The organism is Streptosporangium sandarakinum, assembly GCF_050942225.1.
Lineage (GTDB): Bacteria > Actinomycetota > Actinomycetes > Streptosporangiales > Streptosporangiaceae > Streptosporangium > Streptosporangium nondiastaticum.
In genome coordinates this window covers 7,227,285-7,250,201 of sequence record NZ_CP192034.1, presented here as the reverse complement: position 1 = coordinate 7,250,201, position 22,917 = coordinate 7,227,285, and the positions used below count along the sequence as shown (strand labels likewise).

General features: G+C 72.8%; 16 protein-coding genes. 10 read left to right on the top strand and 6 right to left on the bottom strand.

Annotated features, from left to right (window positions below):
* Window positions 1-78 precede the first annotated feature (78 nt).
* From ACQP10_RS33130 to ACQP10_RS33085, 10 genes are all read left to right on the top strand, one after another.
* Window positions 79-1,116: a conjugal transfer protein gene (locus ACQP10_RS33130; protein WP_399501688.1), complete on the top strand. Its 1,038-nt coding sequence runs from the start codon at window positions 79-81 to the stop codon at window positions 1,114-1,116.
* A gap of 129 nt (window positions 1,117-1,245) precedes the next feature.
* Window positions 1,246-1,536 carry a hypothetical protein gene (locus ACQP10_RS33125; protein ID WP_179825409.1) on the top strand — a complete coding sequence of 97 codons (291 nt, stop codon included), beginning with the start codon at window positions 1,246-1,248 and terminating at the stop codon, window positions 1,534-1,536.
* A gap of 46 nt (window positions 1,537-1,582) precedes the next feature.
* On the top strand, window positions 1,583-3,907 hold the full coding sequence (locus tag ACQP10_RS33120; protein ID WP_433540312.1) for a TcpE family conjugal transfer membrane protein: 2,325 nt from the start codon (window positions 1,583-1,585) through the stop codon (window positions 3,905-3,907).
* 129 nt (window positions 3,908-4,036) lie between these two features.
* The gene (locus tag ACQP10_RS33115; RefSeq protein WP_346019000.1) at window positions 4,037-6,529 is read left to right on the top strand and encodes an ATP-binding protein; all 2,493 of its coding nucleotides are present in this window, start codon (window positions 4,037-4,039) and stop codon (window positions 6,527-6,529) included.
* Window positions 6,526-8,970, top strand: coding sequence for a type IV secretion system protein (locus tag ACQP10_RS33110; protein WP_433540311.1), 2,445 nt, complete (start codon window positions 6,526-6,528; stop codon window positions 8,968-8,970). The genes ACQP10_RS33115 and ACQP10_RS33110 overlap by 4 nt, the downstream gene beginning before the upstream one ends.
* A 2-nt stretch (window positions 8,971-8,972) precedes the next feature.
* The gene (locus ACQP10_RS33105; protein WP_390003235.1) at window positions 8,973-9,638 is read left to right on the top strand and encodes a hypothetical protein; all 666 of its coding nucleotides are present in this window, start codon (window positions 8,973-8,975) and stop codon (window positions 9,636-9,638) included.
* A 13-nt stretch (window positions 9,639-9,651) separates the two neighbouring features.
* Window positions 9,652-10,740: a bifunctional lytic transglycosylase/C40 family peptidase gene (locus tag ACQP10_RS33100; protein ID WP_179825401.1), complete on the top strand. Its 1,089-nt coding sequence runs from the start codon at window positions 9,652-9,654 to the stop codon at window positions 10,738-10,740.
* A gap of 11 nt (window positions 10,741-10,751) precedes the next feature.
* Window positions 10,752-11,144: a (deoxy)nucleoside triphosphate pyrophosphohydrolase gene (locus tag ACQP10_RS33095; RefSeq protein ID WP_179825400.1), complete on the top strand. Its 393-nt coding sequence runs from the start codon at window positions 10,752-10,754 to the stop codon at window positions 11,142-11,144.
* A 77-nt stretch (window positions 11,145-11,221) separates the two neighbouring features.
* Window positions 11,222-13,585: a hypothetical protein gene (locus ACQP10_RS33090; RefSeq protein WP_433540310.1), complete on the top strand. Its 2,364-nt coding sequence runs from the start codon at window positions 11,222-11,224 to the stop codon at window positions 13,583-13,585.
* A gap of 120 nt (window positions 13,586-13,705) precedes the next feature.
* Window positions 13,706-15,337 (top strand): hypothetical protein, encoded by a 1,632-nt coding sequence (locus ACQP10_RS33085; protein ID WP_386148703.1) that lies wholly within the window; start codon window positions 13,706-13,708, stop codon window positions 15,335-15,337.
* Between the two features lie 270 nt (window positions 15,338-15,607).
* Here ACQP10_RS33085 and ACQP10_RS33080 read toward each other — a convergent pair whose 3' ends face one another.
* From ACQP10_RS33080 to ACQP10_RS33055, 6 genes are all read right to left on the bottom strand, one after another.
* Entirely contained in the window at window positions 15,608-16,369 is a 762-nt protein-coding gene (locus ACQP10_RS33080; protein ID WP_179825397.1) for a succinate dehydrogenase/fumarate reductase iron-sulfur subunit, read from the bottom strand.
* Between the two features lie 2 nt (window positions 16,370-16,371).
* Complete coding sequence (locus ACQP10_RS33075; RefSeq protein ID WP_346019006.1) at window positions 16,372-18,261, bottom strand: fumarate reductase/succinate dehydrogenase flavoprotein subunit; 1,890 nt, start codon at window positions 18,259-18,261, stop codon at window positions 16,372-16,374.
* A gap of 9 nt (window positions 18,262-18,270) precedes the next feature.
* Complete coding sequence (locus tag ACQP10_RS33070; RefSeq protein WP_179825395.1) at window positions 18,271-19,059, bottom strand: hypothetical protein; 789 nt, start codon at window positions 19,057-19,059, stop codon at window positions 18,271-18,273.
* Between the two features lie 538 nt (window positions 19,060-19,597).
* Window positions 19,598-20,047, bottom strand: coding sequence for a response regulator (locus tag ACQP10_RS33065; protein WP_179825394.1), 450 nt, complete (start codon window positions 20,045-20,047; stop codon window positions 19,598-19,600).
* Window positions 20,040-21,623: a sensor histidine kinase gene (locus ACQP10_RS33060; RefSeq protein ID WP_433540309.1), complete on the bottom strand. Its 1,584-nt coding sequence runs from the start codon at window positions 21,621-21,623 to the stop codon at window positions 20,040-20,042. The genes ACQP10_RS33065 and ACQP10_RS33060 overlap by 8 nt, the downstream gene beginning before the upstream one ends.
* Window positions 21,623-22,819, bottom strand: a complete 1,197-nt coding sequence (locus ACQP10_RS33055) for a PP2C family protein-serine/threonine phosphatase (protein WP_433540308.1) — start codon at window positions 22,817-22,819, stop codon at window positions 21,623-21,625. Before ACQP10_RS33055 ends, ACQP10_RS33060 begins: the two co-directional genes overlap by 1 nt.
* Between the last annotated feature and the right edge of the window lie 98 nt (window positions 22,820-22,917).

Genomic DNA, 22,917 nt, shown 5'->3' with positions numbered 1-22,917 from the left:
AGTCCTTGACCATGGTTAACGGGGTCACGGGTAATACGAAACCGTGCCGGCCGGGGGATCGGCGCGAGCGGAGGAATGATGGCTCGAAGGGCAGCGCTCCAGCGTGATCCTCGGATCACCGGCGACCCCGGGCTGTCGGCGTACCCGGGGTCCCTCGACGATCCGGAGTTCGACCCGCCCCCGGCGCGCGGGCGCGGCGCCTCGCGGGGCCGCTGGTCCGGCGGAGGCGGCCGGTGGCTGGTCTGGATCGGCCGGGTCGTCCTGTGGGCGCTGATAGTCGTCATCGTGGTGAACGGCGTGCGCGCCATTTTCGAGCGTGCCACCGGGCAGACCGTCGCGGGCGGCCCGTCCGCCGTCTCGACCGGCTCCGGATTCCCGGTCGGCCGCGCCACCTCTTTCGCCAGCCAGTTCGCGGCGGTCTATCTGAATTTCGACGCCGTACGGGCGTCGGAGAGGGCCGCCAGGCTGGCCCCCTATCTTCCCGACGCCGCCGAGCCGCAGCTCGGCTGGGACGGGCTGGGACGAATGGCCGCCGGAGCGGTCCAGCCGTACGACACCGAGATCGTCGACGACCAGAACGCCGTCGTCACCATGGCGTTCCAGGCGGGCGACCGCCGCCAGCTCCTGTCGGTGCCGGTGTACTACGACGCCGGGAAGGGCAGGTTCGTCGTCTCCGGCCGCCCCGGCATCCTCCCCGCCCCGTCCCCGGCCAACCTGCCCGCGGTCGCCGCGCCGGAGGACGACGAGGCCGCCGAGCAGGAGTTGCGCACCCCGCTGGCCGACTTCTTCAAGGCGTACGCCGCGGGCGACACCGTCTCCCTGCAGCGGTACGCCGCCGCCGGGGTCACCCTGGACGGGTTCGGCGGCGCCTTCACCTTCGTGGAGCTCAAGGACCTCGACGTCCCGCTCGTCGGCGGCGCCACCCGCGAGGTGACGGCCACGGTCGTGTGGGGCGTGCCCTCGGGCTCCGGCGCCTCCACCGACTCCGCCTCGTCCGACCCCGGGGCGATGAACGGCAAGCTGGAGCAGTCCTACCGGCTCACCATGGTCAAACAGGGCGACAAGTGGTTCGTCAAGGACATCCGAGGCGCGAAACGGTCTGTGGGGAACCCATGATCGGACGGTGCCGGAGCACAGTGAACAGACCCCCCCTGATCGGAGAGCCGGCGGCAGGTGGGTTCCGGCGCGCGTGTCACGACCTCGTGGCCGCCCGGCGAGCGCGATCATAAGCACGGAGGACGAGAAGTGACCCTGAACACCATTCTGCTGAGCGCGATCGACCTCGCTCAGCCGACCGCTCCTCCGACCGGCGTCAACACCCAGGGCCTGGCCGACTTCCTGCGCAAGTTCTTCGCCCCGCTCTTCCTCGTCGTCGTCTCCGTCGTCGCCCTCTTCTTCCTCTTCACCAGGGAGATCACCAGGTTCGTGCAGTTCATCATCCTCGCCATCGCCATCGGAGTGATCTTCTACGTGCCGAACATCATCGAGGTGACGGCCAAGGCGATCGCGGGCGCACTGGGCATCACGGGGGGTTGAGACCGCGCGGAGCGGTCAGAGAACGAGAGGCGGAAAGGAGGAGCGCGTGGATCTGCCCACGTATACCAATATCTGGCGGATCGAGAAGCGGCTCTACAAGCTGTACGACCTACGGCTGCCGATGCCGCTTCCCATTGTCTGGATCGGTGTGTTCGTGGGTGTGGCGGTCCCCTGGTCGCTGCTGCTCGCGCTTCTCGGCCTGCCCTTCGACGCCCCCTGGCACGTGGTCTACATCGTGCCGCCCGGGGTGGTGACCTGGCTTTCCACCCGCCCGGTGATCGAGAGCAAGCGGCTCACCGAGCTGCTGCAGTCGCAGGCCCGCTACATCGGGGAGCCGCGCACCTGGTGCCGGATGGCGCCGGTCGCCGAGCCCACCGAGATCACCCTGACCGGGAAGGTCTGGCGGGCCGCCCCCCGGCGGGCCGCCGACGTCCGCGTCAAGTCCGCGCGCAAGGCCCGGCACACCCAGGCCGGGCGTGCCGCCTCCCCCCGCGAGGTCCGTCCCGCGGTGGCGGCCGCCGCCGCGGCGGCCCTGGAGTCCACCCAGGACGCGACCGCCCGCGGACACGCCGCGGAGACGGCCGCTCAGGAGCGGACGGCCCGGGGCCGCGCCGCGTGGGGCACGATCCGGGCCGCGCGCAGGGGCACCGCCCCGGCCCTCGGGGGACCCGCCGAGACCCCGCGCACCGAGCCGCCGGCCGAGCGCCCGCCCGCCGCGGCCGGAGCCGCGCCGACGGGGACGGCGAGCCCGGTGACGGGCCCGGCGGGTCCGGCGATGGACCCGGCGCGCGCCGTACCGGCGGCTCGGGAGGCTCTCGCCGCCTCCGAGGCGCGGACGGCCTCGACCGGGTCACGTACGGCTTCCGAGACGCCCTCCGAGGTCCGTGCGGCTTCCGCGACGCCCTCCGAGGTCCGTGCGGCCGAGGTCCGTACGGCTTCCGAGACGGCCTCCGAGGCGCGCACGGCCGCCGAGACGGCTTCCGGGAAGCGGACGGTCCCCTCGAAGACGGAGCCCGCCTCCGGGACGCGGCCCGCCGCCTCCGGTGCGCCGTCCGCGGCGACACCGCCGATCGGCACCGAGGCGCTGCGGCGGCTGCGCAGGCTCGCCGCCTCCGCGGAGGCCGGGCGCGCCGCCCCGGTGGAGGAGCAGGGGCCCGCGTCGCTGGAGCGGTTCGCCGAGCGGCGGCGGGCGCGATCCCCGGAGCGACCCGTGGAACACTCCTCCGGGCATCCCGCGGAACACCCCCCGGCACACCCTCCGGCGCATCCCGTGGAGCACCCCCCGGCGCGGCCTGCGGAACACCCCCCGGCGCGGTCCGGCGGAGTCCCGATCCGCGCGGTCCCCTCGGCGTCCGGCCCCGGGGCCGATCCGGTGGCGCCCGCGGTGCCGGTGCCCCGCACCACCCGCGGCGACGAGCCCGCCCCCGGCGCGGCCCGGATCCGCCGGGTGGAGTCGGTCGTCGGCCGCGACTCCTCCGGCGGGTGGCGGCGGCTGGCCCAGGTGGTCGTCGGGCCCGGCGGCGGAGGCCGTACGGACGGATCCGAGATCGACGAGGCGCGGGCCACCGCGCCGTTCCCCGGCAGCCGCCGGGTGATCGTGCTGGGCTGCACCGGCGGCGCGGGGCAGACCACGACCGCGCTCATGCTGGGGCACACCCTCGCCCGATACCGCGAGGACCGGGTGCTCGCGGTCGACGCCGGAACGGGCCGCCACAACCTCTCCAGCCGGATCCCGGGCGAGTCGCCCGAGACGCTGAGCTCGCTGCTGGCCGGCCTCGACACCGTCCACGGCTACCTCGGCATGCGCGCCTACACCAGCCGCTGCGCCTCCGGCCTGGAGGTGCTGGCGGGTGACAGCGACGCCGGCGCCGAGCAGCGCCTGGCGGACCGCACGCTCTTCTCCGACCGGCGGCTCGGCCAGGCCATGGACACGCTGGAGCAGCACTACAAGCTCGTGGTCGTCGACCCCGCGGCGGCGCTGGCCGCCCGGGTGCTGCCCTACGCCGACCAGCTCGTCCTGGTCGTCCCGGCCAGCGAGGACGGCCCGGACGCGGTGGCCATGACCTACGAGTGGCTCGACGGGCACGGCTGCGCCGAGCTGCGGCGCCGCGCGGTCCTGGTGGTCAACGGCGTCAGCCGCCGCAGCATGGGCGACGTCGAGCAGGCCGAGGCGGTCGCGCGCGGCAGGTGCCGGGCGATCGTGCGGGTGCCGTGGGAGGACGAGCTGGCCCCGGGCAGGTCCGAGCGGGTCGAGCCGTCCCACCTGCGGACGGCCGGCCGCCGGGCGTACCTCGCGCTGGCCGGGGTCGTGGTCGCGGGACTCGGAACGGCACAGGCGGTCCGATCGAGCGAGGAGGAGCTGGCCAAGTGATCCCCCGGGCGGGACGAGACGTGGTGGACGGGCGTGACGAGGTGACGGGGTGAACGGCCGTATGGGACGGGCGGGCGATCAGGCGGTCCGCGGGGCGGGCCGTGCCGCGTCCCGGGCGGGGGAGGCCGGGTGAGCCGCACGTCACGGGCACACAGCCGTCTCGCGGTCCGGTACTTCGACGACCGGATCCTGCTGACCGACTCGGCGGTCTGGGCCTACTTCAGGCTGCCGACGGTGAGCTACGAGTTCGTCACCCCCGAGGAGCGGGAGGCGCTGGCCACCAACGTCACCATCGCGCTGGCGGCGATCCGGATGCCGGACGCCGAGGTGCACCTGCGGGTGGCGCACCGCACCTACCCGGCGGCCGAGTGGGCGATGGCGCTGAACGCCACCTCCGACGAGGGGCCGGGCTGGCGCGACTACCTGGAGGAGATGTACCGCCACGTCTGGGCCAAGGACTTCTGGACAAAGGAGGTCTACCTCGGCGTGCGCCTCGGGCCGCGCGGCAGGCAGCTCGGCGGCGGCGCGCTCGCCCAGCTCTTCGGCTTCTACCAGCGCGGCGAGAAGGCCCTCGGCATCGAGGACGACCACATCCCCAGGGCCGAGGTCACCCGGTGGACCGAGCAGGCCGAGCGACTGGGCCGGGCGCTGTCGGCCAGCGCCCTGTACGCCCGGCACGCCACCTCCACCGAGATCGCCTGGCTGTTCCAGCACGCCGCGACCGGCTCTCTCGGCGACCCGCCCGCCTCGGCCAGCCCCAAGCGCAGGTGGGGGCAGGGCGAGATCGAGTCGCTGGTCGAGGGGCAGATCCACAACGGCAGGTCGCTGCTGCGGATCGAGCAGCCGTACGGCGACTCCTACGTGGCGCACCTGTCGTTCGCCCGCTTCCCCGACCTGATGCCGTTCCCCGACGGCGAGCCGTGGATGCACTTCGCCGACCAGCTGCCGTTCCCGGTGGAGGTCTCGTCGCGGATGCGGCTGATCTCCCCGGTCAAGGCCAGCAAGGACGTCGCGCGCAAGCTCGCCCACGCCCGCGACATGGACATCCACATCCGCGAGGCGGGCGCCGAGGCCCCGCTGGCGCTGGCCGAGCAGATCGACGCGGCCCGGATGCTGGAGCACGGCATCACCAAGGAGCGCCTGCCGTTCGTGTACGGCTGGCACCGGCTGATGGTGTCGGCCCCGACCGAGGAGATCTGCGTGCAGCGGGTCGAGGCGGTCGTGGAGCACTACCGCGACATGGGCATCGACATCGTCAACTCCACCGGCGACCAGTTCTCGCTGTTCTGCGAGGCACTGCCGGGCGAGCGGGTCCGGGTCAACGCCTACGCCCAGCGGCAGCCGCTGCGCACCATCGCGGGCGGCATGGCGACCGCGACCGTGGACCTGGGCGACCGGGTGGACGAGTCGGGCGCCGGGTGGATGGGACCGTACATCGGGGAGACCCTCGGCCGGGCGCGCAGCATCGTGCACTTCGACCCGCTGGTGGCGGCCACCCGCAACCGCCCGACGGCCATCGCGATCACCGGTGAGCCCGGCGGCGGCAAGACCACGCTGGCGCTGCTGATGATCTACCAGATGGCGCTGCGCGGCGTGACGGTCGCGGTCATCGACCCCAAGGGCGACGCCGAGTCGCTGGTCCAACTGCTGCGCAACCGGGGCCGCAAGGCGCGGATCATCCCGCTGGGCTCGGCGGCCCCCGGCCTGCTGGACCCGTTCTCCTTCGGCGACGACATCGCCGCCAAGAAGACGATGGCGAGCGAGACCCTGCGCCTGCTGCTGCCGCGCATGTCGGAGGAGCGGGAGTCGGCGATGATCCAGGCGGTCGCGGCGGTCGCCAACGGCGAGGACCCCTCGCTGGCGAAGGTCGTCGAGTTCCTGGAACAGACCGAGGACGCCGCCTCCAAGAACCTGGGCGCGGTGCTGCGTTCCATGTCGGAGATGCACCTGGCCCGGCTCTGCTTCGACCCCTCCGGCGGCGACCAGATCGACACCGAGGGCTGGACCACGGTCTTCACCCTCGGCGGCCTGACCCTCCCGGACGCCGCCACCGGCCGCGACGACTACTCCTACGAGCAGCGGCTGTCGGTGGCGCTGCTCTACCTCGTCGCGCAGTTCGCCCGGGGCCTGATGAACGGCCTCGACCGGCGGACCCCCAAGGCGATCTTCCTGGACGAGGCGTGGGCGATCACCTCCACCCCCGAGGGCGCCAAGCTGGTGCCCGAGGTGAGCCGGATGGGCCGCTCCCGCAACACCGCGCTGGTGCTGGTGTCGCAGAACGCCGGCGACCTGCTGAGCGAGCAGGTGACCAACTGCCTGTCGTCGGTGTTCGCGTTCCGGTCCACCGAGCGGGTCGAGGTCGACCACGTGATGGCGCTGCTCGGGGTCGAGCCCTCCGAGGAGCACAAGGCGGTCCTGCGCTCGCTCGGCAACGGCGAGTGCGTGTTCCGCGACCTGGACGGCCGCGCGGGCCGCATCGGAGTGGACCTCATCTCCGACGAGCTGCTGCGCTGGCTCGACACGAACCCGACCCACGAGAGGCCCCCGGCCGACCCCCAGGGTCAGCCCGGGGGAGACCGAGTCAGCAGGCAGGGCGCCGTGGCGGTGGAGGTGCGGTCATGAAGGGCTCCGGCAAGGGGCACGGGAAGTCCCGCGGCGGGCACGGGGGCTCCCGGAAGGGAAAGAGAGGCTCCCGCAGCCGGCTACGCAGGCGGGTCGCCATCGCGCTGGTGGCGCTGACCGCCTTCCTCGCGCTGCCCCTGGTGTTCCCCGAGGGGGGGTCCGTCGCCATCGCCGCCCCCTGCGACCTGTCGCCGGACCTCACCCCCGAGGTCGTCGGCTCGGGTGTGGACGGCCTGGTCAAGCCCCCGGACCCGGCCACGCCCGCGACGTCGGGCGCGGCGATCACGCCGGCGCCCGCCCCGGCCGCGTCCGGCGCCCCCGGGGCGGCCGCCGCGGCGCAGGGCAACTACACCACCTACGGCATGAGCGGCCAGTTCTGGCACACCTACAACCTGGGCTGCGACGACGTCGCGGCGGTGCTGGGCAACGCCTGGGCCAACACGGTCTTCTCCTGGGCCAAGTCACTCGACCGGCTGACCATCACCACCTACCAGGCGGCCGCCACCGAGGGCCCGCTGGAGTCGATCAAGGATGTCGTCGACGACATCGTGGCCAACCTGGCGAACGCCATGTACTGGCCGTACCTGCGGCCGATCGTGATCCTCGGCGCCATCTGGCTCGCCTGGTACGGCCTGATCCGCAAGCGCGCGACCACGACCGCCGAGGGCGTCATCTGGATGGTCCTCGCGGTCACCGTCGCGGTCTGGTTCTTCAGCCGCCCCGGCGACTTCACCTCGCTGGGGAAGGTCGTCACCGACAAGACCGGCGAGGTCGTCAACTCGGCCTTCTCCGGCCTGCCCGGCGCGGGCGGCACCTCCTGCATGCCCACCAAGGGCGACCCCGCCCCCCAGGCCAGGGCCGGCGGTTACGGCCAGCCCGGAGTTCCCGGGGTCGAGCAGAACGCCGACGCGCTCTGGTCGGTGCTGGTCTGCAAGCCGTGGCTGATGGGCGAGTTCGGCACCGCCGAGGCGACCGCTCCGGTCGTGCAGAAGCTCGCTCCCAAGCTGCTGGACATCCAGGCCATCGACGCCACCGAGATGCGGGCCGCGCAGCTGCCCGCGAGCAACTCCCACCAGCTACGGTACGAGGAGGAGATCGCCAAGCCGCTGGAGAACACGCCGATCTTCTTCCTCTTCCAGGGAAAGGATTGGACGAGCCGGCTCGGCATCGCGATCGGCGCCCTGCTGGCCGCGATGGTCGCGGGCGTGCTGATCTTCCTGGTGGCGGTCTCGCTGCTGGTGCTCAAGGTCGGGTTCCTGCTGCTGCTGATCCTCGGGCCGATCTTCCTGCTGCTCGGCGTGCATCCCGGCTCCGGCCGCATCATCGCGATGCGCTGGGTGGAGATGCTGGTCGGCACGCTGTTGCGGCAGGCGGTGCTGGCCCTGGTCCTCGGCGTCCTGGTGTACGGCTACGCCCTGATCATCTCCACCGCCATGCCGTGGGGCATGCAGGTGATGTTCATGGCCCTGCTGACGATCGCGGTGTTCTTCTACCGGCGGCCGTTCCAGCACCTGTTCGCCTCCATGGACGGCCACACGCTCGCCACCCGCGTTCTCGGCGACGCCGCCACCGCGCCGACCCTGCAGCGGGCGGCGGGCGCGCTGCCGCCCGTCGCGGCGGCACGGGTGGGCCGCTGGGGCATGCGCAAGGCCGAGCCCGCGCTGCAGGCCGCGGCGCTCGCCACCGGCGCGTCCGCGGCGACGGCCGCCGCGGCGGTCGCCCAGGGCAGGGTCCGCGGCGAGGACGGCGGCGCGGCGGCGGGCACGCCCTCCGGCACCCGGGTCCCGGCCGGCGCGCAGCCCGCGCCGCTGGACACCGACGCCCAGGCGGGCGGACGGCGCAAGGCCGGGGGCCGCCCGGTCACCGCGGCGCGCCCCGGCGCGGCGCCGCCGCTCAACCTCTCCGGTACGGCCGGCGGCGCGGCGGGCGGCGGGTCCGGCCGTACGGCGGGCGGGTCCGGCGGATCCACGGCCAGATCCGGGGGCCGTGGCGGGAGCGGCTGGTTCGGCGGGCGGTCCGGCGGCGGCTGGGCCCCGCAGGGCGGCTCCTCCTCGGGCGGGTCCGGCTCCTCGGCGGGCCGGTCCGCGGCGCCGTCCTCTCCGGGAGGCGGCCGGAGCGGCGCGAGCCTCTTCGGCGGCGGGGGCGGTGGTTCGCGGCGCTCCGAGTCGTCCTCACGCGGCTCCGGTTCCGGCGGGTCCTCGCGCGGCTCCGGCTCCGGCCGTTCGTCGGGCGGCTCGGGCGGTTCCTCGGGGTCCGGCGGCGGCCTGTTCGGCTCCGGCGGAGCCTCCGGGTCCAGGCGGGACTCCGGCCGGCCCGAACGGTCCGAGCGGCGGTCCGAGGCGCCCCCGCTTTGGCTGCCCAGCCGTTCCGAGCGGGGCAGGGAGGCCGATGAGGCGCCCGCGCCGTTCTGGCTGCGCGCCTCGAAGCCGGAGGCGGACTGACGATGGCAGAAGGCGGCAACCGCCGGGGACTCGTCTTCGCGGTGCTGGTCGCGATGCTCGCCGGCGTCGGGATCTACCTGACGATGATGTCGGGACAGCCGGGTGGGGAACCGTCCGCGGAGGGCCCGGCGCGGGCGGGCCGGGCGACGGCGCAGGCGCGGGTGAGCGCCGAGCCGCCCCGGCCGGCGGCCACGGCCAGCGACGCGCCCTTCGACGTCTACTCCTACCTGCCGATGACCAAGCAGGAGCTCGCCGCCGCGGCCGACTACGCCCGGCGGTTCACCGCCGCGTACGGCACCTACCGCTACGACGAGGACCCGGCGGCCTACGGCGACCGGGTCGGCGGCTACACCACGACCGAGTTCGCCGACGTCCTGCTGCGCACGTTCTCCTCGCCCGGCACGATCGAGGCCAACAAGGCCGACCAGGTCGTCTCGGTCGGCAGCGCCCAGGTCAAGGAGATCCGGCAGGTCCAGGACACCTCGGTGACCTTCGTGATCACCGGGACCCAGAAGATCACCACCAAGGCCGGGCCCCGCGACCTGACCGACGACTACGCCGTCACGCTCATCGAGGTCGGCACCGAGTGGCGGGTCCACAACCTGGAGCCGGCCGACGCGGGCCAGGAGGGGGACGACCGCATCTCGCCACCCGGGGAGGACGGATGAACGGCGGTCCGCGGTGAGGGCCGGGCGCAGGACGCGGATCCCGCTGGTCCTCGGCGTCGCCGGGGTCTGCCTGCTCACCCTGATCATGGCGCCGATGATGATGGTCAGCACGTTCCCGTCGATCGTCGGCGGCGAGCTGCCCGACTGCGAGGCGGCCGTGAAGAACGTCAGCGCCGAGTCCAAGGCCGCCACGGCGGACATCCCCTCGGACTACCTGAAGCTGTACCGCAAGTACGGCAAGCAGGTCGGCGTGCAGTGGAACGTGCTCGCCGGAGTGGGCAAGCGTGAGACCGACCACGGCCGCTCCACCCTGCCCGGAGTGCGCAGCGGCACCAACTACGCCGGCGCCGCCGGGCCGATGCAGTTCCTGATCGGCACATGGGGCGGCAAGGCGAAGATCAAGATTCCGTCGAAGTTCAACGGCTACGCCTCCGACGGCGACGGCGACGGCTGGGCCGACGTCTACAACCCCGCCGACGCCATCCTGGGCGCGGCGAAGATGCTCAAGCGCAACGGCGCGCCGGAGGACGTGCGGCGGTCGCTGTTCGTCTACAACCGGGCCTGGTGGTACGTGGACCAGGTCATGGAGATCGCCCGGAAATACGCCGAGGACGGCGCGGTCGCCGTGCCGCCGCAGGCCGAACCCGCCTGCGACGAGCCGCTGGTGCAGGCGGCGCCCAGCGGGACGGTGGCCCAGATCCTGCAGTACGCGCTCGCCCAGCGCGGCAAGCCGTACGTGTGGGGCGGCACCGGTCCGGACGCCTTCGACTGCTCGGGGATCATCTACATGGCCTACCGCAACGCCGGCCTGACGATCCCGCGCACCACCTTCGGTCAGTGGCCCTTCGGGGTGCGGATCGACGCGGGCGAGGAGCAACCCGGTGACCTGGTCTTCTTCAACGCCGGGCCAGGAACGAGCGCGAACAACCCGGGACACGTGGGCATGGTCGTCTCGCCGGGCAAGATGGTGGAGGCACGGTGCACGCTGTGCGGGCCGATCAAGGTCACCACCTATCGCGACCGCACCGGCATCATCGGTTACACCCGCCCGCTGCAGAACCCGCAGGTCCTCGAACAGCTCAGACTGAAGGAGCAAGGCTGAAGGAGTTCTTCGTGAAGAAGGTCGTCGTCGGGGCCGCGATCCTCGACGGCGACGGCAGGCTGCTCGCCGCCCAGCGCGCCGAGCCGCCCGAGCTGGCCGGCGGCTGGGAGCTGCCCGGGGGGAAGGTCGATCCGGGGGAGGACGACCACACGGCCCTGGTCCGCGAGTGCGTGGAGGAACTGGGGGTCGTGGTCGCCGCCGGGGCCCAGGTCGGCGGCGACTGGCCGCTGACCGGCGACTACGTGCTCCGGGTCTGGCTGGCGCGGATCATCGAGGGGGAGCCGGAGGCCAAGGAGCACCTGGAGCTGCGCTGGCTGGCCCCCGGCGAGCTGTTCGACGTGGCGTGGCTGCCCGCGGACCTGCCGATCGTGCGCGCCGTACAAGGTCATCTTGGCGGCATCTGACCCGCTACTCACGGTAGGCTTGTCGTTGCTCAACGTGCTGATCATGCGCGTTCGTAACGGGGGATCGGAGAGATGCGGTGACCGAGTGGTTGCAACGTGCCCGGGTCGCGTCCGCGGTGGGGGCGGGGGCCCTCATCCTGGGCGGCGTCCCGGCCGCGTACGCGGACGTGACACCGGGGTCGGCCGGGTCGATGCCGGGGGAGGTCGCGGCGGACGCCCCGGCGGTGGCGGCGGGCGACCCAGCCGCGGCGTCCGGGGCCGCCGCCGACGAGCTCCGGTTCCGGCTGTGGCTGCGGGGGGCCGGTGACGAGGCGTGGCTGGCCGTCTCCTCGAAACCCGCCGAGGCGCTCAAGGACGTCGACTGCCCGCGCGGGGCCGCGCCGGTCGTGGAGGGGGCCCCGGTGGCCGAGGGGCCCGGCCGGGACGTCCCGGCCGCCGCGCCGGACGCGCAGGGGGCTCCCGCGGAGGGTGGCGCCCGCGCGGCGGCCTTCCGCCCGGCGGGCGGCCTTCCCGAGGCGGCCGGGGCCGGCGACGGCCCGCTCGCGGCCGCTCCGGCGGCGGACGCCCCGCTGACGGACGACACGGCGGGCGCCGCCGGGTTCCGGGGCACCGGGACGGGTCCGGCGACCGGTTCGACGGTCGGTTCGGCGCTCGGTTCGGCGGAGAAGGGTGAGGCCGTCCCGGCGGGCGCCTCCGGAATCCGGGACGCCGGAGCCGGTCAGGTGACCGGTTCGACGGCCGACTCGGCGGCGGATCCGACGGCCGGTTCGGCGGCGGACACCGCGGGGGCTCCGGCGGGCGCCCCGGCGGAGAGCGACCGGGCGGCGGGGGGCGCGCTGAGCTGCTCGATGGCGAAGGCCGGTGAGCACGTGCCCGTCGACGTGGTGCTGCGCGCGCCGGAGGAGGCCCAGGAGGTCCAGCTGACCGCGGTGGCGCGCATCTGCGATGCCCGGGGCGAGTGGGTGACCCGGACCGCGCGGACCACGATGCGACTCCCGGCGCGGACCGCGCAGCGCTCCGACGCAGTGGACGGCGCCGTGGACGGCGCCGTGGACGGTGCCGCGGAGGGGACCACCTCGGGGGCCGCGGCTCCCGATGGGCGGACCCCGGTTCCGGGCAGCGCGCGGAGCACCGACGCGGCCGGAGCAGTCCCGGGCTCGGGAGACTCCGGCGACGTCACGGCCTCCGACGCCACGGGCTCCGGAGCCGGGACGGGTGCCGGCGCGGCCGGGTCCGCCGGGGACTCGGCGGGCATCGCGGCGACCAGAGACGCCGGGGACGCGGTGCGCACCGGAACGGGAGGCGCCGAAGATGTGGCGGCGAGCACCGCCGGGACCGCGCGGGCGCCGCAGACCGGAGGTTCCGCCCTCACCGGGGCGGCCCCCGAGGCGATGCCCGGCATGTTCGGTGAGCGCGCGCGGGACACCGGCCAGGCCGCCGGGATGCTCCCGGACGAGCGGACGAACCTGCTCTCCCGGCCCGGCACGGCCCTCCCACCCGGCAGGCCGGCCGCACAGAGCGGCGCGGCGCTGCCGGAGACCAGGGCCCTCGCCGCGGACCCGGGTTCGAGCTCCTGGCCGGCGGGCTCGGAGGGCCGGGGCATGCCGATGGTCCTGGAGGACATCCCGGCGTCCCGGCGCAACCTCCCGGTCTACGAGGACCCCGCCTCCCAGGCGTCCACCGTCCAGGAGCCGGGTGCCGCGCCAGGGCAGGGGAGCGCGTCCCGCGGCTCCGCCCGGGGCCCGCGGGTGCCGCGGACGGCGATGGCGACCCAGCCGCAGGCCGCCCCGGGGCTCCAGGGTCCGAGGGCGACGCTCAGGAACGGCGCGGCCCAGCGGGGGGCCCGGAGGCAGGGGGCCGTCGGCATGCGGCTGTCCCCGATCCAGCAGATGCCGCCGCAGATGGGGCAGCTCCCGGTGATGCCGCCGATGCCCCAGCAGATGCCGCCGATGCCTCGCCAGATGCCGGTGATGCCGCAGCAGATGCCGGCCCTTCCCCAGGTGCCGCCGCAGATGGGGCAACCGCCCATGTTCCCGCAGGGGCAGATTCCGCCGGGCCAGATGCCGGTGCCGCCCCGGCAGCCCGGCCAGATGGGACAGCCGGGACAGCTCGGGCAGCCGCCCGCCCAGCAGGGATACCCGCAGCCGGGATACCCCCAGCAGGGTGGTCTCGGCGCGCCGATGACCCCCGGCGTCCCGGGTGCCCCCGTCGCACCGGGCGTGCCCGGGGCTCCGTCGCCGCTGGCGATGCCGCCGGGGGCGCCGCTTCCCCAGGAGCTCGACGGGTCGAACACGAAGATCGAGTCGGCGAACCGGTCGAGCTCGGTGCTGTCCGACGTGCGGGGACTGCCCGCGGTCGGGGCGGCGGTCGGCGGCCTGCTGCTCCTGCTCTGGCTCCGGATGAGGATCCAGCGCCGGCGCAACTGGCGACCCGTATCGTAGAAAGCGGTTTACTGTTACTTTTGCCCAACTAGTATTTCCTTGGCGGTTTTAAGGCTGGGAAATTCGCGGAGGGCACGGTTGGCGCGATCGCGACGGACGGCGGCTTTATCCGCCGTCGCCATGTCTCTCGGACTGAGCGGTGCGGTGCTTCTGGCTGCCGCGCCGCTCACCGCTCCGATCTCCGATCCGGCGACCGTGCTGGTGGCCGACACCCCCGATGAGGTCCCGGGATGCGGCACCGACCCCGCCGCTCCGTGCGAGGAGGAGCCCACGCCGGTCGTCACGGTCACGGTCACCGCCTCCCCTGAGGAGGCGCCCCCCGCTCCGCCGAAGCCGGCTCCCCGGACGGTGCACACCACGGTCATCGTCCCCCCGAAGCCGACGAAGACTCCGAAGCCGACGAAGACCGTGCGCGAGACCGTGACGGTGCCGGCGCCGCAGCGGACCTCCGCGCCCCCCGTCGAACCGCCTCCCACCACCCCCGCCAACGAGCCGGTGACGCCGCCGACGACCAGCGACCCGGATCCGTCGTTCCCCAGCACCGAGACGCAGCCGCAGCCGACCACGGTCCCCACCGCCACGCCGCAGCCGAGCGACACCCCGTTCGAGGAGACCGCTCCCGCGCCGGTCCGCCACGAGATCCGCAACGCGGGCTCGGAGTTCGACAGCGCCACGCTGAGCAGTCAGCTCGCCATCCCGGCGCTGATCCTGGTGCTGCTGGTGCTGTTCGCCGTACTGATCTTCGAGGGCAGACTGCGCCGCCTCGCCCACGCGGCGGCCGTCCGCCGGGCGGGCCCCCGTTCCCCGGCCTACCGCGGCCCGGCCGACCCGATGGCCTACCCCGCCGGCCCCGTGGCCTATCCCGCGGGTCCCGCGGCCTACCCCGCCGGCCCGGGTTACACGACCGCGCCGGGCTTCCCGCCGGGGACCTACCAGGGCGGCACGGCCTACGCCCCGATCGTCAGCCTGGTGCCCATGCACATGTATCCGCAGGGGTACCCCGAGGGCTACGCCCCCGAGGCGTACGACCGGCCGTACGAGCACCCGTACGGCGGGCAGCCGTACGGGACGGCCTACCTGCCGCCTGGCCACGAGCACGCGCCCGCCGGATACCCGCCGTACGCGGAGCCGTACGGCCCGGCGGAGCATGACGGGATGTACGGCGCGGTGCACGACGAGGCGATGGCGCCCGACGTCCCGGGCACCTTCCACCCCCTGGACGAGGACGCCTTCCCCGGCCCGGCCGCCCGGCCCGCCGGTCCCGGCGATCTCCCTCCCGGCGAGGGAGATGACGACCTGCCCCGTGGGGCGGCCGGCCACCCCGGCCCCTCCGGTGAGGCGGGCGCCGACCACGGCGGCTCGCCGTCCTCCCCGGAGCGGGGAGAGCCCGGCGACCACGCCCGGGGCTTCTTCGAGCCGGCCCGGCCGCCCGCCGGTGGGGCACGGCCCGGCGAGGGCCTGACGGATGAGGCGCGATCCGGCACGGAGGGTCCGGCAGGTCCGGCGGGTGGGGCGCGGCCCGGCTCGGAAGCCGCCCCCGAACCCGGCCCCGGGGGGCCGCCGCCTTCCGGCCGGGAGCCCGGCTTCGCCGAGGCGCCCCCCGGTCAGGAGCCGGTTCCCGGGGCGTTCCCCGGTCAGGAGCCGGTTCCCGGAGCACCCTCCGGTGCCGGGCCGACGGGCACGGTGACCCATCCCCTGCCGGAGCGGGCCGAGGGCAGGAAGAAGCGCGGGCTCTTCCGCCGCTCGTCCTGACGCCTACCGCAGGCCAGGCCGGCCGCTCGTCACGGCGGTTCCGCCAGAACGGCCGCTCGTCACGGCGGTTCCGCCAGAACGGCCGCTGAGCACGGCCGTTCCACGGGCCCGGACGGCCGCCTGGCCCGACGCGTCCCGCCGGATCCGTACGATCTCCCGCCGGGTGAAAAGCGGCGGCGCCGGCCACGCGGGTGCGTGGCCGGCGCCGTCAGTGGACACCGGCGCCGTCAGCGGGCGCCGTGGACGGTGATCACCCGCCGAGGGAGGGGATCACCGCTTCGCGTCGGAACGCCGGAAGATCTTGTTGCCGAGCCAGACCAGCGGGTCGTACCTCCGGTCGACGACGCGCTCCTTCATCGGGATCAGCGCGTTGTCGGTGATCTTGATGTGTTCCGGGCAGACCTCGGTGCAGCACTTGGTGATGTTGCAGTAGCCGAGGCCGTGCTCCTCCTGCGCGGCGTCCTTGCGGTCCGCCACGTCGTAGGGGTGCATGTCCAGCTCGGCGATCCGCATGAGGAAGCGCGGACCGGCGAAGGCCGGCTTGTTCTCCTCGTGGTCACGGATCACGTGGCAGACGTTGTTGCACATGAAGCACTCGATGCACTTGCGGAACTCCTGGGACCGCTCGACGTCGATCTGCTGCATGCGGTACTCGCCCGGCTTCACGTCCGACGGCGGGGTGAAGGACGGGATCTCCCTGGCCTTCTGGTAGTTGAACGAGACGTCGGTGACCAGGTCCTTGATCACCGGGAACGCCCGCATGGGCGTCACGGTGATCGTCTCGTCCTCCGCGAAGGTGGACATCCGGGTCATGCAGCCGAGCCGGGGCTTGCCGTTGATCTCCATGGAGCAGGAGCCGCACTTGCCGGCCTTGCAGTTCCACCGGACCGCGAGGTCGGGCGCCTGGGTGGCCTGGAGCCGGTGGATGATGTCGAGGACGACCTCGCCGTCGTTCACCTCGACGGTGAAGTCCTCCAGCCGTCCCTCGCCGCCCTCGCCCCGCCACACACGGAACTTCGCCTTGTAACTCATGGTCACTCCTTGACCAACGCGTCGAAGTCGGCCAGCTCTTCGTCCGTCATGTACTTCTTCAGCTCGTCGCGCTCGAAGAGCCTGATCAGGTCACCGCGCATGGACGGCTGGACCTCCTCCTCCACCGTGACCGAACCGTCCGGGCCCAGGGCGCAGGACAGGAGTCTGCGGCGCCACTCCGGCGACATGCCCGGGAAGTCGTCGCGGGTGTGGCCGCCGCGGCTCTCCTCGCGGAGCAGGGCCGCCTTGGCCACGCACTCGGAGACCAGCAGCATGTTGCGCAGGTCGAGGGAGAGGTGCCAGCCGGGGTTGTAGATCCGGCTCCCGGTCGCCCCGACGTGCTCGGCCCGCTCCTTGAGCTTGCCCACCGCCTCCAGCGCCTCGGTGATCTCCTCGGACCTGCGGATGATGCCGACCAGCTCGTTCATCGTCCGCTGCAGCTCCTGGTGGACCACGTAGGGGTTCTCCCCCGACCGCTCCAGCGGCGCCAGCGCCTCGGCCTTGGCCGCCTCCACCGCGTCCTCGGCGACCTTGGGCCGCGCCCGGAGGCCGTCGACGTAGGCGGCGGCTCCGGCGCCCGCGCGGCGGCCGAAGACCAGCAGGTCGGACAGCGAGTTGCCGCCGAGTCGGTTGGAGCCGTGCATGCCGCCGGAGACCTCACCGGCCGCGAAGAGGCCGGGGACGGACGCCGCGCCGGTGTCGGCGTCCACCTCGACGCCACCCATGATGTAGTGGCAGGTCGGGCCGACCTGCATGGGCTCCTTCGTGATGTCGACGTCGGCCAGCTCCTTGAACTGGTGGTGCATCGACGGCAGCCGCCGGGTGATCTCGGCGGCGGGCAGCCGGCTGGAGACGTCCAGGAAGACGCCGCCCTGGGGTGATCCGCGACCGGCCTTGACCTCGGAGTTGATGGCGCGGGCCACCTCGTCACGGGGCAGCAGCTCCGGGGGACGGCGGTTGCCCGCCTGGTCGGTGTACCAGCGGTCGGCCTCCTCCTCGGTGGTGGCGTACTTGTCCTTGAACACCTCGGGGATGTAGTCGAACATGAAGCGCCTGCCCTCGGAGTTCTTCAGCACCCCGCCGTCACCGCGTACGGACTCGGTGACGAGGATGCCGCGGACCGACGGCGGCCAGACCATCCCGGTGGGGTGGAACTGGATGAACTCCATGTTGATCAGCTTGGCCCCGGCCAGCAGCGCCAGCGCGTGGCCGTCCCCGGTGTACTCCCAGGAGTTGGAGGTCACCACGTAGGACTTGCCGATGCCGCCGGTGGCCAGCACGACCGCCGGGGCGTCGAAGAGGACGAACCTGCCGTTCTCCCGCCAGTAGCCGAAGGCGCCGGAGATCGCGTCGCCGTCCTTGAGCAGGCGGGTCACCGTGCACTCGGCGAAGACCTTGATGTAGGCCTCGGCGTCGCCGTGCCGCCGCTCGTCCTCCTGCTGGAGCGCGACGACCCGCTGCTGCAGGGTGCGGATCATCTCCAGGCCGGTACGGTCGCCGACGTGGGCCAGCCGGGGGTACTCGTGCCCGCCGAAGTTGCGCTGGCTGATCTTGCCGTCCTTGGTGCGGTCGAACAGCGCGCCCCACGCCTCCAGCTCCCAGACCCGGTCCGGCGCCTCCTTGGCGTGCAGTTCGGCCATCCGCCAGTTGTTGAGGAACTTGCCGCCGCGCATGGTGTCGCGGAAGTGCACCATCCAGTTGTCGTCGCTGTTGACGTTGCCCATGGCGGCGGCGGCGCCGCCCTCGGCCATGACGGTGTGCGCCTTGCCGAACAGCGACTTGCAGATGATCGCGGTCCGCTTGCCCTGCTGGCGGGCCTCGATGGCCGCCCGCAGCCCCGCGCCGCCGGCCCCGATGACGACGACGTCGTATTCGTGACGCTCGATTTCCACAGCAGATCCTTATGCGAACGGGAAGTTGATGATGCCCTTGGCGACCAGCCGGACGTAGAGGTCGGCCCCCATGACCGTGAACATCGAGATCAGCGCCAGCTCCTGGTGCTTGGCGTTGAGCTTGGAGACGAAGCCCCACGCCCGGTACCTGACGGGGTGCCGGGAGAAGTGGTTCAGGCGCCCGGCCGTGATGTGCCGGCAGGAGTGGCACGACAGCGTGTACAGGTTGATGAAGACGGCGTTGATGATCAGGATCCACGTGCCGAGGCCGTCCGGCTTGCCGATGAGGGCCTTCACCGCGTCGATGGCGAGGATCAGGCCGATCACGATCGCCGCGTAGAAGAAGTAGCGGTGGATGTTCTGCAGGATCAGCGGGAAGCGGGACTCGCCGGTGTAGCGGCGGTGCGGCTCGCCCACCGCGCACGCCGGGGGCGAGAGCCAGAAGCCGCGGTAGTAGGCCTTGCGGTAGTAGTAGCAGGTGAAGCGGAACCCGGCGGGCAGGCCGAGGATCAGCAGGCCGGGCGGCAGGGTGTACCAGTCGCCGAACGGCGCGAAGCCGAACAGCCGGGCCTCCTCCGGGCAGGTCGCCTGCGCCAGACACGGGGAGGCGAACGGCGCGTGATACGGGGAGACGAAGAAGCTCTTATCGAAGATCGCCCACGTGGCGTAGATCAGGAACGCCATGAAGATGATGAAGGTGACCAGGGGGTAGCGCCACCACTGGTCCGTCCGCAGGGTGCGTTCCTTGATCTGCGCACGTTGCCTTCTGGCCGTGCTCTCGGCCGTTGTCTGGGTCATTTTTGACCTCTCCACCTCCCGCGAACCCTGCTGCCGTGGGGTCCGGGTCATTTAATTTGTGCGTCGCGCCGGAGGCCTTCGTCGCGCCGGCTCAGCGTGCGCGCGTGTATTGGTGGGGGATACGTTACGGCGCGACCCGGGGGTTGTGTGAGAAAGGTCACTCACATTTTCCCGCTCTCGGTGTGATTCCCGTCACGTTGGTCAGGAAGAAGTCACCGGCCGGTCAAGGCCGCCCGCGAGGGCGGGACGTGGGGAGATCGTCGGTCACGGCGGCCGGCGGCGCCGAAGGCCGGCAGACCGGCGGAGCGGGCCGGTGAGGACGGGCGCGGGCGGACACACGAGGCGGGCGCGCGAGGCGGGACCGAAGGGCCGAGGGCGGACGTGAGAGGCGCGAGGCGAGATCGGAGAGCCGCGAGCGGGCACGAGGCGGGGCCGGAGGGGCGCGCGTGGCGGAGCGCGAAGGAACGGCGGGCGGGCCGCGGGGCCGCGACGGGTGGCGGCCCCGCGCCGGCCGCGCGGGACAGGGAGGGAGGAGAGGTCAGTACCGCTGGCCGCTGTTGGGCAGCTTGACCACGGTCACGAAGAAGTCGTCGATGCGCCGGACCACGCTGATGAACTGGTCGAAGTCGACGGGCTTGGAGACATAGGCGTTGGCGTGCAGGTTGTAGCTGCGCAGGATGTCCTCCTCGGACTCCGACGTCGTCAGCACGACCACGGGGATGCCCCGCAGCTTCTCGTCGGACTTTATGTCCTGCAGCACCTCCCGGCCGTCCTTGCGGGGGAGGTTGAGGTCGAGCAGGATCAGGTCGGGCCGGGGGGCGTCGGCGTACTCGCCCTCCTGGCGCAGGAAGGCCATGGCCTGCTCGCCGTCGTTGACGACGTGCAGCTTGTTGCGGACCTTGTTGAGCTCGAACGCCTCCTTGGTCAGGAGGACGTCACCCGGGTCGTCCTCGACCAGGAGCACGTCGATCCAGCGCAGGTCATTCATGAGTCTCTCCATCAGGAAGGGTCCACTTGAAGGTCGTCCCCGTCGTGCCGGGCTCCGGCTGTTCCACCCAGATCCGGCCGCCGTGGTACTCGACGATCTTCTTGCAAAGGGCCAGCCCGATCCCGGTGCCGGCGTAGGCGTCCCGGCCGTGCAGACGCTGGAAGATCAGGAAGATGCGTTCAGTGTATTTGTCGTCGATGCCTATGCCGTTGTCGGTGCAGGAGAACTCCCACACGTCACCGTCGCGCCGCACGCCGATGTGGATCTTCGGCGGCTCCTCCGAGCGGAACTTCACCGCGTTGCCGATGAGGTTCTGGAAGAGCTGGGTGAGCTGGGACCGGTTGCCGCGCACCACGGGCAGCTCGTCGGAGGTCACGGTCGCGCCGGCCTCCTCGATGGGCGCGGCGAGGTTCTTCAGCGCGGCCTGCAGGGGCGCGTCGGCGTCGAGCGTGGTCATCTCCCCGCCGATCCTGCCGACCCTGGAGAAGTCGAGCAGGTCGTTGATGAGGAGCTGCATGCGCTTGGCGCCGTCCACGGCGAAGGCGATGTACTGCTTGGCGCGGGTGTCGAGCTGGTCGCCGTAGCGCTGGTCGAGCATCTGGGTGAAACTGGCCACCTTGCGCAGCGGCTCCTGCAGGTCGTGGCTGGCGACGTAGGCGAACTGCTCCAGCTCGCTGTTGGAGCGCCGCAGCTCGGCGGCCTGCTCCTCCAGCTTGGCCTGCGCCTCGGAGGCGCGCCGCCACTCCGCCAGCATGCGGCGGCGCATGGCGTCGACGTGCCCGGACAGCTCCGACAGCTCCGACGGCCGCTCGACCTTCAGGCGGTGGTCGAAGTCCCCCTGGCCGACCGCGCGGACCTGCTCGGTCAGCTCGGCCAGCGGACGCAGTACGGCGAAGCGCACGATCAGCAACGCGCCGATCCCGGCCAGCACCAGGACGGCGACGATCACGCCGAGCGCCACGTAGAGCGCGGTCCAGCCCCGGTTCAGCCGTGCGCTCCCCTCGTCGTGCAGCCGGTTCAGGTGCGCCCGGAGGGCGTCCAGCGACTGGCGGACCTCGGTGAACCGCTCGGCGTTGACCGACGCCATCCGCTGGGCGGTCTCGGTCTTGTAGGTCGGCACCGAGGCGATGAGCGGTTCGGCGTAGTCGCGCCGCCAGGCGTCCCCGACGGCCCTGATCCGCTGGACCTCGGCGCGGACCGCGTCGCCCTCCGGCATGCGGGGCATCAGCCGTTCGAGCTCGGCCATCGCCTTGGCCTCGTCGGTGACGGCGGCGCGGTAGGCCAGCAGGGAGCGTTCCTCGTTCGTCCTGCCGTACGTCCGCGCGGAGCTCTCCTGCGCGGTCAGCGCGTTGGAGATCTCCAGGGTGCGCAGCGCCGCGGGGTCGACGACGTCGACCACGGCGCCCCGCAGCCGGTTGACCTCTTTCATCGAGGCGACCGCGAAGAGGCCGGTGATCGCCAGGGCCGCCGCGATCAGCACCCCGGTGAGCAGGAACCACTGCCCGACCCGCAGCTTGCCGAAGCCCGTCGCGGGCTCGGGGGCGGGCAGCGGGCGCAGGCGGCCGCGGTCGCTCATCACCCCTTCTCCCGCTCCCGCGTGCCGGACCGGGAGATGAGGACGGTGGCGAGGTCGTCGCTGAGCGCGTCGCGGTTCAGCTCGATCACCCGCTCGATGAGCCGGTCGAGGTGGATGCCGCCCTGCTCGTGGACCAGCCTGAGCAGTCCCTCGGTGCCGAGCAGGTCGGGGCCGCCGCCCACGGTGGCCTCGATCAGGCCGTCGGTGTAGAGGAGCATCGACCACTCGTCGCCCAGCGGCACCTCGATCTCCGACCAGTCGATACCCTGGAAGATCCCGAGCGGGGGACCGGAGGGGGTGCCCTGCAGCACGCCGATCGCGCCGTCGCGGATCAGCAGGGGCGGGGGGTGGCCGACCACGTGCATCCGGGCGCGGTCCAGGGAGGCGTCGATCGTGGCGATGCAGAGCGTCGTGAAGATCTCAGGGGACTTCCGTTCGAGGCGCAGCACCGAGTCGAGGGTGCTCAGCAACTCGTTGCCGGTGTGCCCGGCCAGGACCAGGGTCCGCCAGGCGATCCGCAGCGCCACGCCCAGGGCCGCCTCGTCCGGGCCGTGCCCGCACACGTCGCCGACGACGACGTGCACGGCACCGTCGGGACCCTGGACGGTGTCCCAGAAGTCACCGGCGAGCAGGGCGCGGCGACGGCCGGGAAGATAGCGGGCCTGGTGCTCCAGGTCGGCGGTCTCCAGCAGCGGGACCGGCAGCAGCCTGCGTTCGAGACGGGCGTTCTCCTTGGCCGTCAGCTGGGCCTCGACGAGGCTGCGCTGCGCCAGGTCGGCGCGCTTGCGCTCCATCGCGTAGCTGATCGACCGGGCCAGCAGCCTGGCCTCCACGTCCTGCTTGACCAGGAAGTCCTGGGCGCCCGCGGCGACGGCCTCGACGCCGACGTGGGTGTCGTTGAGGCCGGTCAGCACGAGCACCGCGGTGTCGGGAGCCATCGACAGCACCTGCTCCAGCGCCTCCAGGTCGCTGGCGTCGGGCAGGGAGAGGTCTACGAGCACGCACTGCACATCGGGGGTGAGCCGCTCCCTGGTCTCGGCCAGGGAGCGCGCCCAAATGATCTTAGGAGGGTTCTCCGACTCACCGAGCAGCTCCTCCACGAGGAAGGCGTCGCCCGCGTCGTCCTCGATGAGGAGGATCGTGAGCGTGTCGTTGGAGGGGGCGGTCACGGACGCCTCTTCATGGATCGGGGGCACCTTGTCAACGTATGAAGAATAGTGTGACACCAGGACTTACCGTGTGGTGATCAGGTCCGCGGCCCCGCAGCCCTCTCGTAACCGCCTGGTGGCCCCTC

Coding starts and splice junctions, on each gene's coding strand:
- ACQP10_RS33130 (WP_399501688.1), top strand. CDS start 79: ATGGCTCGAAGGGCAGCGCTCCAGCGTGATCCTCGGATCACCGGCGAC.
- ACQP10_RS33110 (WP_433540311.1), top strand. CDS start 6,526: ATGAAGGGCTCCGGCAAGGGGCACGGGAAGTCCCGCGGCGGGCACGGG.
- ACQP10_RS33105 (WP_390003235.1), top strand. CDS start 8,973: ATGGCAGAAGGCGGCAACCGCCGGGGACTCGTCTTCGCGGTGCTGGTC.
- ACQP10_RS33085 (WP_386148703.1), top strand. CDS start 13,706: ATGTCTCTCGGACTGAGCGGTGCGGTGCTTCTGGCTGCCGCGCCGCTC.
- ACQP10_RS33080 (WP_179825397.1), bottom strand. CDS start 16,369: ATGAGTTACAAGGCGAAGTTCCGTGTGTGGCGGGGCGAGGGCGGCGAG.
- ACQP10_RS33070 (WP_179825395.1), bottom strand. CDS start 19,059: ATGACCCAGACAACGGCCGAGAGCACGGCCAGAAGGCAACGTGCGCAG.
- ACQP10_RS33065 (WP_179825394.1), bottom strand. CDS start 20,047: ATGAATGACCTGCGCTGGATCGACGTGCTCCTGGTCGAGGACGACCCG.
- ACQP10_RS33060 (WP_433540309.1), bottom strand. CDS start 21,623: ATGAGCGACCGCGGCCGCCTGCGCCCGCTGCCCGCCCCCGAGCCCGCG.